17 protein-coding genes are annotated in these 14,447 nt (G+C 64.4%); all 17 read right to left on the bottom strand.

Annotated elements, in window-relative coordinates; all coding sequences use genetic code 11:
• The 17 genes from queC to DM806_RS15890 all read right to left on the bottom strand — a co-directional run bounded on the left by queC (position 1) and on the right by DM806_RS15890 (position 14,446).
• Positions 1-702 carry a 7-cyano-7-deazaguanine synthase QueC gene (queC, locus tag DM806_RS15970; protein WP_179044154.1) on the bottom strand — a complete coding sequence of 234 codons (702 nt, stop codon included), beginning with the start codon at positions 700-702 and terminating at the stop codon, positions 1-3.
• Between the two features lie 68 nt (positions 703-770).
• Positions 771-1,175, bottom strand: a complete 405-nt coding sequence (locus tag DM806_RS15965; RefSeq protein ID WP_179044153.1) for a DUF3617 domain-containing protein — start codon at positions 1,173-1,175, stop codon at positions 771-773.
• A 151-nt stretch (positions 1,176-1,326) separates the two neighbouring features.
• Entirely contained in the window at positions 1,327-2,199 is an 873-nt protein-coding gene (gene hslO, locus DM806_RS15960; protein ID WP_179044211.1) for an Hsp33 family molecular chaperone HslO, read from the bottom strand.
• Between the two features lie 220 nt (positions 2,200-2,419).
• Entirely contained in the window at positions 2,420-3,349 is a 930-nt protein-coding gene (gene argF, locus DM806_RS15955) for an ornithine carbamoyltransferase (RefSeq protein ID WP_179044152.1), read from the bottom strand.
• Between the two features lie 143 nt (positions 3,350-3,492).
• The gene (locus tag DM806_RS15950) at positions 3,493-4,689 is read right to left on the bottom strand and encodes an aspartate aminotransferase family protein (protein WP_179044151.1); all 1,197 of its coding nucleotides are present in this window, start codon (positions 4,687-4,689) and stop codon (positions 3,493-3,495) included.
• A 157-nt stretch (positions 4,690-4,846) separates the two neighbouring features.
• Positions 4,847-5,245 (bottom strand): flagellar export chaperone FliS, encoded by a 399-nt coding sequence (locus tag DM806_RS15945; RefSeq protein WP_179044150.1) that lies wholly within the window; start codon positions 5,243-5,245, stop codon positions 4,847-4,849.
• 18 nt (positions 5,246-5,263) lie between these two features.
• Positions 5,264-6,679, bottom strand: coding sequence for a flagellar filament capping protein FliD (gene fliD, locus DM806_RS15940; protein ID WP_179044149.1), 1,416 nt, complete (start codon positions 6,677-6,679; stop codon positions 5,264-5,266).
• An 81-nt stretch (positions 6,680-6,760) separates the two neighbouring features.
• The gene (locus DM806_RS15935; RefSeq protein WP_179044148.1) at positions 6,761-7,216 is read right to left on the bottom strand and encodes a hypothetical protein; all 456 of its coding nucleotides are present in this window, start codon (positions 7,214-7,216) and stop codon (positions 6,761-6,763) included.
• Positions 7,217-7,469: 253 nt separating this feature from the next.
• Positions 7,470-8,606: a flagellar type III secretion system protein FlhB gene (flhB, locus tag DM806_RS15930; protein WP_179044147.1), complete on the bottom strand. Its 1,137-nt coding sequence runs from the start codon at positions 8,604-8,606 to the stop codon at positions 7,470-7,472.
• Between the two features lies 1 nt (position 8,607).
• Entirely contained in the window at positions 8,608-9,390 is a 783-nt protein-coding gene (fliR, locus tag DM806_RS15925) for a flagellar biosynthetic protein FliR (RefSeq protein ID WP_179044146.1), read from the bottom strand.
• A gap of 13 nt (positions 9,391-9,403) precedes the next feature.
• Positions 9,404-9,676 carry a flagellar biosynthesis protein FliQ gene (gene fliQ, locus DM806_RS15920; protein WP_179044145.1) on the bottom strand — a complete coding sequence of 91 codons (273 nt, stop codon included), beginning with the start codon at positions 9,674-9,676 and terminating at the stop codon, positions 9,404-9,406.
• 104 nt (positions 9,677-9,780) lie between these two features.
• Entirely contained in the window at positions 9,781-10,551 is a 771-nt protein-coding gene (gene fliP, locus DM806_RS15915; protein ID WP_372859580.1) for a flagellar type III secretion system pore protein FliP, read from the bottom strand.
• 1 nt (position 10,552) lies between these two features.
• Positions 10,553-10,816 carry a FliO/MopB family protein gene (locus DM806_RS15910; RefSeq protein WP_179044144.1) on the bottom strand — a complete coding sequence of 88 codons (264 nt, stop codon included), beginning with the start codon at positions 10,814-10,816 and terminating at the stop codon, positions 10,553-10,555.
• 85 nt (positions 10,817-10,901) lie between these two features.
• Positions 10,902-11,237 (bottom strand): flagellar motor switch protein FliN, encoded by a 336-nt coding sequence (gene fliN / locus DM806_RS15905; RefSeq protein ID WP_179044143.1) that lies wholly within the window; start codon positions 11,235-11,237, stop codon positions 10,902-10,904.
• Complete coding sequence (locus tag DM806_RS15900; protein ID WP_179044142.1) at positions 11,234-12,118, bottom strand: flagellar motor switch protein FliM; 885 nt, start codon at positions 12,116-12,118, stop codon at positions 11,234-11,236. The genes fliN and DM806_RS15900 overlap by 4 nt, the downstream gene beginning before the upstream one ends.
• 53 nt (positions 12,119-12,171) lie before the next feature.
• The gene (locus DM806_RS15895) at positions 12,172-12,846 is read right to left on the bottom strand and encodes a flagellar basal body-associated FliL family protein (RefSeq protein WP_179044141.1); all 675 of its coding nucleotides are present in this window, start codon (positions 12,844-12,846) and stop codon (positions 12,172-12,174) included.
• Positions 12,847-12,874: 28 nt separating this feature from the next.
• Positions 12,875-14,446: a hypothetical protein gene (locus tag DM806_RS15890; RefSeq protein ID WP_179044140.1), complete on the bottom strand. Its 1,572-nt coding sequence runs from the start codon at positions 14,444-14,446 to the stop codon at positions 12,875-12,877.
• Position 14,447: the final 1 nt, after the last annotated feature.

Raw genomic sequence — 14,447 nt, 5'->3', positions numbered from 1 at the left:
TTATGCCTTGGGCGGCTGTACGGCATAGACGGTGGGATCGGGCAGACCCGCTTCCTCGAACCCCTTGGAGCGCAGGCGGCAGCTGTCGCACAAGCCGCAATGCTTGCTGTCGGGGGTCGGATCATAGCAGGACCAGCTGATCCCGGCGTCGAGACCGAGACGATGGGCTTCGCGCGCAATATCCGCCTTGCTCATATATTGGAGCGGGGTCTGGATGCGGATCGGATGCCCCTCCACACCCGCTTTGGTGGCGAGCGTCGCCATCTTCTGGAAGGCGTCGATAAATTCCGGCCGGCAATCGGGATAACCCGAATAGTCGAGCGCATTGACGCCGATGAAGATGTCACTGGCGCCGGCCACTTCGGCCAGGCCCAGCGTCAGCGAGAGGAAGATCGTGTTGCGCGCCGGGACATAGGTGATCGGAATGTCCTTGCCGACGCCGCCCTTGGGCACGGCGATGTCGGCTGTCAGCGCCGATCCGCCAAAGGCGGTGAGGTCGAGCGGCAGCACGATATGGCGGATCGCGCCCAGCGATTCGGCAACACGACGCGCCGCGTTCAGCTCCACGCGATGACGTTGATTATAGTCGATCGACAGCGCCAGCACATGATATCCGGCCTCACGCGCCAGACCGCCCGCGACCATCGAGTCCAGTCCGCCCGAAAGCAGGACGACGGCGAATTTTCCTTGATTGGCAACCATGGGTTCGCGCTACGCTTCGATGCGCCGCAACGCAAGGATCGGGGCAAGGATCGGGGCGAGAACCGGGATCATGGGCAGGCGCCGATGCGCCGCGCTTCCAAGGCAAAGGCAAACGGCGCGCCTTGCGACACGCCCTGGGAGCGGATCTGGAGCAGTCGCGAGGTTTCGATCCGCAGGTCTGTGCGGCCATTGCCTGCCGCCGCGCAGTCATAGGTGACGCTGGCGGCATGGGCGCTGTCGTTGACCACGAAGCTGCGGCAGACCGGGCCGGGATGCTGCGGCTGGAGCAGTTGGCGCAGGTCGGTGACGCACAGCTTGCGCGTCTCCGCCCCCTCACCCCGGCCGCGCAACTCCCATTCGCCCGCTTCCAGCCCGCGCAGGGCCGTCAGAGTCGGCATGGTCACTGCACCGGCCCAGCCCGCCATCATCAATGCCGCCGCGGCGACCAGCGCACGCAGTCCTGCCTTGCTCATGATATCTGTACGATCCCACCAAAAGGGTGCCCGCCGGTCCTGCCGCGAGCGATCCCATCATCTGTCGCGTATAAATGCGGCAATTTGATAGCGCGAACGAGCGGCCCTGCCCCAATTACAAATATCGTTAGCGTAACGATATACGGTTGGATCAGGCGAAACTGTCCGCCGCTAGTGGAAAGATGCGTGAACAGAAGGCACAGTCGACGCCGATAATGCCTTGATCGTCCGCCATTTCCGCCCGCTCCTCCGGGGGGAAGCGACCGATGACGCTGCGGATGTGGGCAAGGTCGCAGCGGCACCCCTTCACCAGCGGCGCGGCTTCGGTCACGCGCACTTCGTCCTCCTCATGGAAGAGGCGCCAGACGATGTCGGTCAACGGCAGCTCCGAATTGGTCAGTTCCTCATCCTTGAGCGTGACCGCCAGCGCCTGCACATGCTCCCATTCGGGGTGGTCGTGGCGGACGTGCAGACGTTCGCGCCCAACCTCACCCTCGGGCAGGTGCTGGAGCATCAGGCCGGCGGCGACGCAGCCCGCGCCCGCATCATGACGGGTGGTGATGCGGATGATGCTGGGAATCTGTTCCGACTGGAAGAAGTACAGCTCTGCCGCATGGGCGAGCGATTCACCCTCCAGCGGAACGATGCCCTGATAGCGTTCGCCCGTCACGGCCTGATCGAAGGTGATGGCGAGATAGCCCTTGCCGAACAGGCCGAACAGTGACGGGTTCGGTCCCAGTTCGGCCAGCCGGTCGGCGTCGAACTTGGCATAGCCGCGCAACTCGCCATTCTTATAGTCGGCGACGAGCAGGCTGATGACGCCATTTTCGGTCTGCGCCTGGAGTGTGAGCTGCCCATCGGCGAGCTTGAGTGTGCTACCCAGCAGCGCCGCCAGCACCAGCGCCGACGCCAGCACCCGCTCGATCGGCGGCGGATAGGCGTGGGCGGCGAGCACGTCGTCGAGCACCGGGCCAAGCCGTACCAGACGGCCGCGCGCATGGCGGCCGGGAATGGTGAAGCCCATGGCCTGATCGATGGAGGCGGCAAAAGTCACGGTACAGCTCCGGTCTGCCGGCGCGCATGGCGCGCCGGGAAAATATGCATCCAGCGATGCGGGCGAACTAAAATGAAGTCCGCCAAGCGGCGCATTTCATTTTAGCCATTTGTTGTCGCGTTTCCCGAGTCAGCCGGTGATGCCACCGGCCTCGAAAACGCTTAGCTAGATAGGAAGCCCGCCCGAAAACTCAACCGAGCCGGCCAAGCGCCCAGAGCAGCACGGATTTCTGGGCATGAATGCGGTTTTCCGCCTCGTCCCAGATCAGAGACTGCGGGCCGTCGATCACTTCGGCCACCACTTCCTCGCCGCGATGCGCGGGCAGACAGTGGAGGAACCGGGCGTCGGGCTTCGCCCCCGCTATCAGTTCCGGCGTCACCTGATAGGGCATCATCGCCGCCAGCTTTTCCTCGGCATGGGCCTGGCCCATGGAGATCCAGGTGTCGGTGACGACGACGTCCGCACCGCTGACGGCCTCGGCTGCATCGCGCGTGAGGGTGATGGTCGATCCGGCGGCGCGCGCCGCGTCGGCGAAGGACGGGTCGGGATCATAGCCGCCGGGAATGCCCATGCGCACGTCGAACTTCAGCAGGCCGGCGGCCTCGACGATCGAATGGAGGACATTGTTGCCGTCACCCAGCCAGGCCCACCGGCTGCCCGGCAGCGCAAGGCCATGTTCGACCACGGTCAGCAGGTCGGCGACGATCTGGCAGGGGTGCGACAGGTCGGTGAGGCCGTTGATGACCGGGACGGTGGCGTAATGCGCCATTTCCTCGATCTTGGCATGATCGTCGGTGCGGATCATGATCGCGTCGCACATGCGGCTGAGGACGCGGGCCGTGTCGGCCACCGTTTCGCCGCGGCCAAGCTGGCTGGTCGCGCCATCCAGGATCAGCGACGTGCCGCCCAGCTGGCGAATCGCCATGTCGAAGCTGACGCGGGTGCGCGTGCTGTTCTTTTCGAAGATCATCGCCAGCGTGTGACCGGCCAGCGGTGCGTCGGCGTCGACCATGCCCTTGGGCTTGCCCTGACGCGCGGCCTTCCGGTCGATGGCGTCGGCGATCATCGCGGCGATGGCGTCGCCGCCCGCGTCGGAGAGATTCAGGAAATGCTTGGTCATTGGAAGTTTTCCCCGCTTCCAACCACCGTTCGTCCTGAGTAGCCATTGAGCGAAGTCGAAATGGCGTATCGAAGGATTGATGCTTCCATACGGGTCTTCGACAAGCTCAGCCCCTACTCAGCACGAACGGGGCAACTATCAATTCAGGCCGCCTTGGCGTCCACGAAGCTCCGCGCGCCGGCGGAAATCTTCTCGATACATTCGGCGATATGGCTTTCGTCGATGACGAGCGGCGGCAGGATGCGCAGCACATTCTGCCCGGCCGATACGGCCAGCAACCCATGATGGTCGCGCAGATGGCCGACAAAGGCGCGCGCGTCATGGGCATCCTTCATCTTGACGCCCAGCATCAGCCCCATGCCGCGCACATCCTCGAACATGCCGTCATGATTGGGTATAAGCTGCTCCAGCGCCGAGCGCAGACGCGCGCCCATCGCCTTGACATGATCGAGGAAGCCATCGGCCAGAACTTCGTCCAGCACCGTCATACCCACCGCCATGGCGAGCGGATTGCCGCCATAGGTGGAGCCATGCGTGCCGAACACCATGCCCTTGGCGGCTTCTTCCGTGGCAAGGCAGGCGCCGAGCGGGAAGCCCGCGCCGATGCCCTTGGCCACCGCCATGATGTCCGGCGTCACGCCATATTGTTCATGCGCGAAGAAGGTGCCGGTGCGGGCATAGCCGCACTGGACCTCATCCAGGATCAGCAGCAGGCCATGTTCGTCGCAGGCCTTGCGCAAACCCTTGAGGAACGCCTGCGTCGCAGGCGTCACGCCGCCTTCGCCCTGCACCGGCTCCAGCAGGAAACCGGCCGTGTTGTCGTCGATCGCCGCCAGCGCCGCGTCGAGATCGTTGAAGGGCACAACCTGGAAACCAGGCAGCAGCGGTTCGAATCCGTCACGCATCTTGGGCTGGCTGGTCGCCGAAATGGTGCCCAACGTGCGGCCATGGAAGGCGTTGTCGAAGCTGATGACCTTGTGCCGGTGCGCTTCGCCATTGGCATAATGATAGCGGCGCGCGGTCTTGATCGCACACTCGACCGCCTCGGCGCCCGAATTGGTGAAGAAGACGGTATCGGCGAATGTATTGTCGACCAGCTTCTGCGCGAACCGGTCCCCCAGCGGCGAGCCGTAGAGGTTCGAGACATGCATCAATGTAGCCGCCTGATCGGCGATGGTCTTCACCAGCTTCGGATGGCCATGGCCCAGCAGGTTGACGGCGATGCCGCTGGCGAAGTCGAGATAACGCTCGCCGCGTTCCCCGATCAGATAGCAGCCCTCGCCTCGCACCGGACGCACATCGCACCGGGGGTAAACGGGCATGAGCGGCGTAATCGACATGGGCCTTCCCTTTCTGGAACGTGTATTCGTCAGGTGCGCGTCATTTGCGCGTAAACGCAAAAAGGCGACCCCCGCCGGGCCGCCCTTTGCGAGCACCGCCTATACAGGCGGGCTTTTGGTCGTGCAACCCCGCCTGCGGGCGGGGGCGTCGCGCCCCTTACCGGCCGATCTGGTTCCAGGCTTCGGCGATTTCCGCCACGATGGCGCGGGCCTGATCGACCGGATCGGCCGAGCGCTCCTTAGCGCCCACCAGCAGCAGGCGGCGCGCTTCGCGATAGATCTGCGCCAGGCCGACCGCGACGTCGCCGCCCTTGTCGAAGTCCAGGCTCGATTCGAGCGCGAACAGGATCGACATGGCGCGTGCCTGCTTGTCGGACACCTTCATCCGGTCGCCATTGCGTTCGGCGAGCGCCGCGGCGTCCATCGCCAGCAGCAGCTCATCGAACAATATCCTGACCAGCCCGTGCGGGGTGGCGCCTTCGGTCCGGCTGCCCGAATGGATCGCCGCATAACGCCGTGCCGCCGTGGTGCCAGCATAACCTTGATTGTAGAACATCGTCTTGCCCGTTCCCGATTAACTGTCGCTGTTGTTCCAAGCCTCGATCTGCTGTTCGAGGTAGCTTTGCGTCGCCTTGAGCGCGCTGAGGCGCGTCTCCATCGCCGCGTAGACCTTCGTCAGATGCTCTTGATAATTGGTCATCTGATCATCGAGATTTTCGAGCTGCTCGGTAAAATCCTCCGCCAGCGCGTCGTAGCGCTTCTGCGCGGTCTTGAGCGGACCATCGTCCTTCTCGATATTGTCGCGCACCGAGTCCATCAGAGCCGACAGGCCGGGATTGGCCGCGGTCGACGTCTTGGGGTTGACCATGTTCGCGACGCCTTCCGGGTCATTTTCCATGGCTGTGGCGAGCCGTGCCGTGTCGAGCGCCAGCGTGCCGTCGCGATTGGTGGTGATGCCGATGTCGGCCAGCGTCCGGTAGGTGCCGGTGGCGCTGAGCTGGGTCGAGGTGATCGCCGCCAGCTGCCGTTTCATGTCGCGCACACCTGCAACCCCGTTCAGCACGCCCGCGCTGGAGGAATCCGCGCCCGTGGCGGTCGCGGTGTTCAGCGCCTTCATCAGCGTGTTGTAGGCGTCGACAAATTCCTTCAGCAGGTCCGAAAGTCCCGATGTCGGCTGCGACATGGCCAGGGTCACGGTCGTGCCGGGCGACGCCTTGGCAAGGTCGATCCGCATATAGGGGATCGCCTCGTCGATGGTGTTGCTGGCAAATTCATAGGCGACGCCGTCAAGCGTGATCTTGGCGTTTTGCGGCGCGGAGCTGCTGGTCATGGTGCCGCTGTCGGTGCCGCTCCAGCTCAGGCCGGTGAGCACGCTGCTGCCGTCGTCGGCCGCGACGCTGATGCTGAAATCATTGTCCGCGCCGGTTTCGCCTTTGAAGACGAGGCGCGTGCCGCTCGCGTCGGTGACGACACGGGCGGTGACGCCCATGTCCGCCGCATTGATGGCGGACGCGAGACCCGCATAGCTGTTGTTGGTGGAGTCGATCGTGATCGTCTTCGTCTCGCCCGACGCGGTCGTCAGCGTGAAAGTGCCGGTGCCGATCGCGGTGCTGCCGGTCGCGCCACTGGTGGCGCCGGACGAGATCACACGTGCCGTGGCGAGCTGCTCGACGGTCAGCTGGGCAGGCAGGCCCGCGGGCGTCCCACCGCTCAGCAGGCTGACATTGGCAATGCTGGTGTCATTGGACGAAACCGTGCCGGTATATTCGGCGCCGGACAGAACCTCCGTCAGGGCGTCAGCGAAGGTGTCGAGCGAACTCAGCGCCGAAGCCAGCGCCGAAATGCGCGACGAATTGAGCGACTGACGGCTCGTGATCGCCGTTTCCTTGGGTTCGCGGGTCGCGCTGACCAGGCTGGACACCAGAGCAGAGGTATCGATGCCCGAACCAGCGTTAAGCGCCGAAATGATGCTGCTGCCTACCGAAGTCATGGGCCGTCCTTTCAAATGCTAGAACGGCGGTAGTGCCAAGACCTTTAGGAAAGATTTTCCGTCCTGGATTATCCCAGAAGCTCAGCCGTTCGAGGATGCGATCTGCTCGACCGTGCCACGCGCCAGATGCGCCTGCGCGACATGGGCGTAGGATGCGCGCTCGACGATGCGCTTGGCCAGCACAGCGGCATGCTCCACCGCTTCCTTGCTGGCAGGCGGCAGGGGCACGAGCACCATCGGCCTGGGAATCATCGTCTGAATCGCACCGGCGGCGCCGTCCACATCGGTCGCACCGGCGCTAAGGTCCGCCAATATTTCGGCGATGCGGGCATGGACCTCCACATATTCGGCGACGCTGGCCAGTTCCTGGCTGGTGTTCGACAGCGCGGGCTGAGCGACGGACGTCTTGCGATCCTGCGTCAGGGAGTCGTTGGCGCTGCTCGCCGCCACCGGCTGCACGACAGGCGCAGGCGATGGCGCGCGGACGACCGTCCGGTCGACCGGCGACAACTCAGTTCGAGATACATAGTCGTCCATGACGCACCACTTTCCTACGTCCCCACGGACAGATTACGGACAGGTGCGGCCAAACTTTAATTCATCACAGGCATTTTTTTCGTTCATCAGACGAACTTGCTGAAAAACCGATTTTATTTCTTCACCGTCACGATGTTCCGGCTGGAGCGGATACCGATCCGATTGAATCGGCTCGGCTGCTCCAGTTCTTTGTCTTACCGTGTTTTCCGAGCCAGCAGATGATTCCACCTGCTTCGAAAACGCTTCAGGATCGTCACAGCTTCTTCCCGTCCGCGTCGAAACGCAGGTCTTCGGGCACGGTGATGAAGGGCCGATCCATCTCGCCCGCCATGCGGCTTTCGACGCGGAAGACGAAGGCCAGCACGGTCGCCACCGCCATGTAGAGGCCTTCATTGACGATCTGGCCGGCGCGCGAGGTGAAGTAGATGGCGCGCGCCAGTTCGGGATATTGAAGGACGGTGACGCCGTTGGTGTCGGCCAGTTCGCGGATCGCCGCGGCGATGGCATCGCACCCCCTGGCCACCACGATCGGCGCGGCGTCCTGCCCCGGCTTGTAGCGCAGCGCGACGGCGAAATGGGTCGGGTTGGTGATGATGACGCTGGCTTCGGCCACGGCCTGCCGCGTGGAATTGTTCAGCACCTCGAACTGGCGGCGGCGTATCTGGCCCTTCAGTTCGGGTGAGCCTTCGCTTTCCTTATGCTCGTCCTTCACTTCCTGCTTGGTCATGCCGAGCCGCTTGGCGCGTTGCATGATCTGCGCCGGCACGTCGATGCCCGCGATCAGGAACAGGCCGCCCGCCATGACGAGGCAGGTGAAGATGAAGATATTGCCGACATCGGCGATGGCGGGCGCGATGCCCGCCTTGCCTAGGCCGGTGATCTCGGTCAGCCGGTCCCAGATCAGCCAGACGCCGATACTGCCGAGCAGGCCGACCTTGGCGATCGATTTGAGCAGTTCGATCAGCCCCTGCATGCCGAAGATGCGCTTGAGGCCGGACATGGGATTAAGCTTTTCGGGCTTGGGCGCGAAGGCGCCGGGCCGAAAGCCGAGCGATCCGAGCAGGGCAGGCGCGGCGATCGCGGCAAGGAAGGTCGCCAGCATGACCCCCGCGACCGGCAGGGCGATGCCTGCCAGCAGGCTGAGGCCGCGCTGCACCGGGGAGAAATCGGCAATATCCTCACGCCGGAAGCGCAGCGCCTCGACCAGCATGTCGCGCAGCGCCTCGATCAGCGCGGGACCGATGACGGCAAGGCAGCCGATGCCGGCCATGACCACCAGCGCCGTGCCCAGTTCGCGCGACTGGAGGATGTCGCCCTTCTTGGCGGCATCCTGCAATTTCTTCGGTGTCGGCTTTTCGGTCTTTTCGCCGCCCTCGCTGCCGCCAGCCATCTCAGCGGCCCTCCGAGATAGTGCGGGCTTCTTCGAGGCCCGACTTGAGCGCGGCGGTCATGCCTTCGGCCATGATCGGCGCAGCGACGGCGAGCAGGATCAGGCCGGCCATCATCGCCACCGGCATGCCGACCGCGAACAGGTTGAGCGAGGGCGCGGCGCGCGACAGCATGCCCATAACGATCTGCACCAGCACGAGCGCGAAGGCGACCGGCAGCGCGACGGTCACGCCCATGCCCATCAGCGATCCGCCGAACTCGATCAGGCGCCAGATGGTGTCGTTGGAGAGTATCCCCGCCCCCGGCGGGATCGCGGTGTAGCTTTGCACCACAAAGCTGGCGAGCAGCAGATGACCGTCCATGCCCAGCAGCAGGAAGGTGGCGAGGATGGACAGGAACTGGCCCAGCACCTGGGTCGACTGGCCCGAGGAGGGATCGACCATCGCCGCGAAATTGAGGCCCATGGCGTTGCCGATCGTCTCCCCCGCAACGAAGGCGGCGGCATAGCCGATCTGCACCGCGAACCCCATGGCGAGGCCCGCCAATATCTCGCCCATGACCAGCATCACGCCCTCGAAGCTGGCGACGCCGTCCTGCGGCAACTGGATCGTGACGCTGTTGAGCGCGGCAAGGCCGAGCGCAAGGGCGAGGATCAGGCGAAGCTGGAGCGGCACCGCGGGCGCGCCGAAGATGGGCGCGGCGATGAACGCCGCGCCGGGCCGGATCATGGCGATGAGCCAGATCCAGAGCTGCGTTTCCACGCCCGTGAAGCCCGGCGCTATCATGACAAACGCGCGATCATTGCAGCAGGTCCGGGATACGCTCGAAGATTTCGCGGGTGAAGTCGGCGATCAGCACCATGATTGATCCGCCGAACAAGGCCAGCATCCCGCCGACGACGATGATCTTGGGAATGAAGCTGAGCGTCTGTTCGTTGATCGAGGTCGCCGCCTGCACCATGCCGATGATGAGGCCGACGATCAGCGCCGGGATCAGCACGGGCGCAGCCGCGAGCGCCGTGATCCACAACGCCTGCTGGGCAAGGCCCATGAAGAAGTCGGCGTTTTCCATGGGGAGCTAAATCCCCTGCTCCGTTCGTTTCGAGCGAAGTCGAGAAACGGGTGCGCTCCCGTTTCTCGACACGCTCGAAACGAACGGATGTCTGCGTGTAGCCATCATGTCGCGAACGATCCCGCCAATGACCCCATAGTCAGCGCCCAGCCGTCGACCAGCACGAACAGCAACAGCTTGAACGGCATGGAGATGATGGTCGGCGACAGCATCATCATGCCCAACGCCATCAGCGTGGACGCGACGACAAGGTCGATGATCAGGAAGGGCAGGAAGATCATGAAGCCGATCTGGAACGCGGTCTTGAGTTCGCTCGTCACGAAGGCCGGCAGCAGGATCGAGAAGGGAATGTCTTCGGGCGTGCGGAAGGCGGGCGCCTCGGCGAGGTTGGCGAAGAGCTTGAGGTCGCTTTCGCGGGTCTGCTTGGTCATGAAGCCGTGCAGCACCTTGCCGGAGCGGCCCACCGCTTCCTCGATGCTGATCTGGCCCTTGCCATAGGGGTCGAAGGCCTGCGCGTTGATTGTGTCGATCGCCGGGCGCATCACGAAGAGCGACAGGAAGAGGGCGAGGCCCACCAGCACCTGGTTCGGCGGCGTCTGTTGCAGGCCCAGCGCCTGGCGCAACAGCGACAGAACGATGATGATGCGGGTGAAGCTGGTCATCATGAGCACGAGCGACGGCAGCACCGTCAGCAGGCTCATGAGGATCAGGATTTGCAGGGACAGCGACATCGAGCGACCGTCGCCCGAAATCTGCCCCATGGCGCGGCTCAGCGCACCACCATTGTCGACCGGCGCGGCGGGCGCGGCCTGGGCCAGTGCGGGTTCGACCAGAGCCAGGCCGGCAACGAGCAGGACGCCGCCGATCAGCAATATCCTACCGCGCACGATAGGGGTCGCCTTCCGCGATCTTCTCGATACGGCCGCGGGTGACGGCGACAAGGATCCTCTTGCCCTCGAACTCGATTACCGCAAGCTTGCCGAAGGCCCCCATGGGTAAGGCTTCGAGCAGTTTCAGCGATCGATCGCCCTGCCCCGCCATCATGCCGGGCTGATATTTGCGCCACAGCCACAGCGCGCCAAAGGCCATGCCGCCGACCAGCGGCAGGAGGATCAGCAGTTTGACGAAATACCAGAACATGAAAGCCGCCCGCAGCTATGGTTAATATCCGCCTGCGATCCGCAGTTTCAGTGACGAAGGCAAGCGCAAAATCAAGACCCTGCGATCAGCCGCGACGCTCGATGCCCGCCAGCCGGTTCTCGGTCGCGGCGATGTCGACGATGCGAATGCCATAGCGGCCGTTTACCGTCACCACTTCGCCCTTGGCGATCAGCGCGCCATTCACCATGATGTCGAGCAGATCGTCGGCCTGACGGTCGAGTTCAACGATGCTGCCTTCGGCCAGGTCCATGACTTCGGCGAGGCGCAGCGAGGTCGAGCCGACCTCCACCGACATGCGCACGGGGATGTCGGCCAGCAGTTTGAACTGACGGTTGTTGGTCATGCGGCTCACCGGATCCTCGGCGCGCTCCATGCGGGGTGCTTCGCTCATGTCGCTCATTGTTCGGGTTCCTGTGCAAGCTTTTCAATCTGGAAGGCGGCGCGGCCGTCCTGTTCGCCGATCGAGCCATGGGCAACGATGCGGTTTCCGACGATCAGGGGCAGCGAACGACCGATGGTGACGGGAATGACATCGCCAACCTTCAATTCCATGAGGTCGGCGAGCGAGAGATTGGGACGCGCCACGACGGTCCGCGCGGGCAGGCGAATTTCGCGCATGCGGCGGGCGATGCGGGCCTGCCAGACGGGATCGCGATGCTCCTCGTCGGCCGGTAGTTTGGTGCTGACCAGGCCCTCTACGGCGCGCAGGGCGGACAACGGGAACAGCAGGTCTACCGGCCATTCCTGCTCGCGCGTGAGCGAGATCATGAACCGCTGGAGCACCATCTGGTCGGTGGGCTGCGCCGCGGCGGCATAGCCGACCCCGCTTTCGCGCAGGATGAGGCCGGGTTCAAGCGGCAGGACATCGTCCCATGTCTCGACCAGCCGCGACAGCAGCGATTCGCACAGCCGCGCGATCAGCCGGTCTTCCGTAGGGGTGAATTCGGTGCGCGCAGGCAAGGGCCGGTTGCCGATGCCGCCATAAAAGCAATCGACGAAGGTCGAGATCATCGCCGCGTCCATGCGCAGCAGCATCTGCCCTTTCAGGGGCAGCAGGCGATAGACGGACAGGGAGCAGAAGGCGGGCACCTGCGCCGACCAGGCGCCGAAATCCAGCACCCTGGCCTCCTGCGCCTCGACATTGGGGCGCACGCCCGCGATCGGCTCGACGATGGCGCGGATACGCCGGCCGAGCTTCTCGCCCAGCCGGTCCAGCCCGGACAGCATCACGGGCGCCTGCGATTCCCCGCGCCCGAAGGCGTAGGATTGAACGTCGGTCATCTTGGTCCCCTGCCCGCATGGATCAGGGGACGTCCCAATCCTTTCAGGCAACCCTATTGAATAACGAAATTGGTAAAATAAACGTTATCAATGCCGCCATAGCCGGTTTTCTGCTTCAAAATATCGTTGATGACCGTTTTGATCTTGCCCTGCAGCGCCTGCTTGCCCTGGGGGGTGTCGAGCACCTCCTGCGGCTGCTCCGCCAGCATCATCAGCACCTGGCTGCGGATCGGCATTTCATGCTGCTTGACCGCCGCGATCACGCGATAGTCATAATAGGTCGACACGGCGACGCTGATCTGCGCAAAGGCATCGGTGTCCGCCATGTTGGAGGTGAACGGCGCCTGAAGCTGGAAATAGGTCGCCTGATAGGCCATCGGATTGACCGGAGTGGGCAGGTCGATACCCTTGCCCGGCGCATGGCCCGCAGACACGACATGGCTTTCGCCACTGCCGCCGCCATGGCCACCACCACCACCTTCGCCGCCACCGCCGCCCTCGCCGGCCCAGCCATGGGCGGTAGCGACAGCCTGCGCATCCTCACCCGCCAAAACCAGCACCGGCTTGTTGGGATCTTCCTTCGGACCTTCGGCCTTGGGGCTGAAGAATCCGGCGGCATAGAGACCGCCCGCCGCGCCCGCGCCGCCGACGACCACGCCCACGACCAGCAGCAGGATCATCTTCATGCTCCCGCCTTTTTTCTTCTTGGCCTTAGGCTCGTCGCTCATGCTTCATGTCCCCTGGAAAAGCAGCCGGTCACGCATAGCGCGCGCGCGGCATGTCGCCGGCGTCCCCGCCAGCCCGTTCATGGTTAAGAACGGCCGGATCGCTGCCTCCTTTATGGTTAAAAGCGATATTCTCGCGTTGCTGGCCACGGCCCTGCATCTGCGACTGGGCGGATGACTGGCCCATACCCTGCCCTTGCCAGCCGGCGGACTGACCCTGCGACGGGGATTGGGGTTGTGAACCAGACTGGTTACTCGCCGCATCCGATCGGGCCGTCTCGGCGACAGGAGAGGCCCGTTCCACCTTCACTTCGCTGATCCGCACTGCAGACAGGCTGGCGTCGAGCTTCAATCGATCGCTGTCCTGTCGCAGCGCCAGTTCAGCCTCCTCGGTCGTGACGGTCAGGCTGACGGCGGCGCCATCCTCGCCCTGGCGGATATCGACCTGGATCTGGCCGAGTTGATCGGCATTGATCTGGAAGCGGCCCTGCGCGCCATTGGCCGACAGCCCGGCAATGTCGCGGGCGAGGCCATCGATCCACTGGCCCGACACGCCCATGTCCACCACCTGCGCGCCGATGCTGGCGGACAGGTCGACGGTCGGAGCCGCCGCAACGGTGGTCGGCACGACGGCAGGCGACGACGGCGGGAGCGGCACGGCAGCGCCATCATGGGACGGCAGGGCCGTCATCGCGGCGATCCCATCCGGTGCCGTGTCTCGCGTGGCGCCTTGCTTGGCGGCTTGGTCTTCGCCCTGGCCGTGGGAAGGACGCGCCTTCATATGGTCGCGCACCAGTTGAAGCAGCGATACCGCTTCCGCCTTGACGGGGGTCGGCTGGTCGGGCGCGACATCAGCGGCGGCGGCATCGGGCGCCTGATCGGCAAGCATCGCCACCTGCGGATCGACGCCTTGCGTCTGAGCCAACGGAGCAGGCTGAGCGCCGTCCGGAACGGGACTTTGTGGCGGCACGCCCCCCCCTGGCACGACGGGCAAGGACGCGCCATCATTCGCGGCCGGGGCCGGTGCGATCTGGGCAGGAGGCAGGGCCATGAGGACGGGCGCGGCAATCGCCGGAGCGACGACCACCATTGTCTTGGGATCGACCGGCATCGCATCGCCGTCCGCGACGGATGCATCCTCGTTGTCCGAAACATCCTGTATATCATCGGCCATCGGCGCGCCGCTCCGATCAACGATGGCGACATCGGACGAGGCACGGGCTGCAGATCGGGGTGCCGCAGGCTTCACAGGTAGCGGCGACGCGGACGCGACATCCAGTTCATCGGATGGAGCGGCCACCACATCGCGCGGAACGGCGGGACTGGCCGACACCATGCCATTCACGGGCAGAGCCGCTGCATCGACCGTCGATGCAGGCATATCCGACGGAACCACCGGCTGGTCGCACTCCACCCGCTGTACCGCCGTCGTCGATGGCGCCGCGGGGTTCGCGTCCGCGCCTGACGGCAGACTTATTCTCGCTGCTTCCAGCATCTGCCCGAAACCGGATGCACCCGCGGCGGGCGCGGCGGCGTCGCTTTTTGTGCTTCCTGATGCCAGCGACGCGGACAGCAACGCCTTCAAACTGGTCAACATAGTCATC

Origin of the sequence: Sphingobium lactosutens (assembly GCF_013393185.1) — a bacterium.
Taxonomy (GTDB): Bacteria; Pseudomonadota; Alphaproteobacteria; order Sphingomonadales; family Sphingomonadaceae; genus Sphingobium; species Sphingobium lactosutens_A.
The sequence above is the reverse complement of the archived record's forward strand: the minus strand, read 5'-3'. Positions and strand labels throughout refer to the sequence as shown.

Excerpts from the sequence above, each read along its gene's own strand:
- queC (WP_179044154.1), bottom strand. The coding sequence starts at position 702 with ATGGTTGCCAATCAAGGAAAATTCGCCGTCGTCCTGCTTTCGGGCGGA.
- DM806_RS15965 (WP_179044153.1), bottom strand. The coding sequence starts at position 1,175 with ATGAGCAAGGCAGGACTGCGTGCGCTGGTCGCCGCGGCGGCATTGATG.
- hslO (WP_179044211.1), bottom strand. The coding sequence starts at position 2,199 with ATGGGCTTCACCATTCCCGGCCGCCATGCGCGCGGCCGTCTGGTACGG.
- argF (WP_179044152.1), bottom strand. The coding sequence starts at position 3,349 with ATGACCAAGCATTTCCTGAATCTCTCCGACGCGGGCGGCGACGCCATC.
- DM806_RS15950 (WP_179044151.1), bottom strand. The coding sequence starts at position 4,689 with ATGTCGATTACGCCGCTCATGCCCGTTTACCCCCGGTGCGATGTGCGT.
- DM806_RS15945 (WP_179044150.1), bottom strand. The coding sequence starts at position 5,245 with ATGTTCTACAATCAAGGTTATGCTGGCACCACGGCGGCACGGCGTTAT.
- fliD (WP_179044149.1), bottom strand. The coding sequence starts at position 6,679 with ATGACTTCGGTAGGCAGCAGCATCATTTCGGCGCTTAACGCTGGTTCG.
- DM806_RS15935 (WP_179044148.1), bottom strand. The coding sequence starts at position 7,216 with ATGGACGACTATGTATCTCGAACTGAGTTGTCGCCGGTCGACCGGACG.
- flhB (WP_179044147.1), bottom strand. The coding sequence starts at position 8,606 with ATGGCTGGCGGCAGCGAGGGCGGCGAAAAGACCGAAAAGCCGACACCG.
- fliR (WP_179044146.1), bottom strand. The coding sequence starts at position 9,390 with ATGATAGCGCCGGGCTTCACGGGCGTGGAAACGCAGCTCTGGATCTGG.
- fliQ (WP_179044145.1), bottom strand. The coding sequence starts at position 9,676 with ATGGAAAACGCCGACTTCTTCATGGGCCTTGCCCAGCAGGCGTTGTGG.
- DM806_RS15910 (WP_179044144.1), bottom strand. The coding sequence starts at position 10,816 with ATGTTCTGGTATTTCGTCAAACTGCTGATCCTCCTGCCGCTGGTCGGC.
- fliN (WP_179044143.1), bottom strand. The coding sequence starts at position 11,237 with ATGAGCGACATGAGCGAAGCACCCCGCATGGAGCGCGCCGAGGATCCG.
- DM806_RS15900 (WP_179044142.1), bottom strand. The coding sequence starts at position 12,118 with ATGACCGACGTTCAATCCTACGCCTTCGGGCGCGGGGAATCGCAGGCG.
- DM806_RS15895 (WP_179044141.1), bottom strand. The coding sequence starts at position 12,846 with ATGAGCGACGAGCCTAAGGCCAAGAAGAAAAAAGGCGGGAGCATGAAG.
- DM806_RS15890 (WP_179044140.1), bottom strand. The coding sequence starts at position 14,446 with ATGACTATGTTGACCAGTTTGAAGGCGTTGCTGTCCGCGTCGCTGGCA.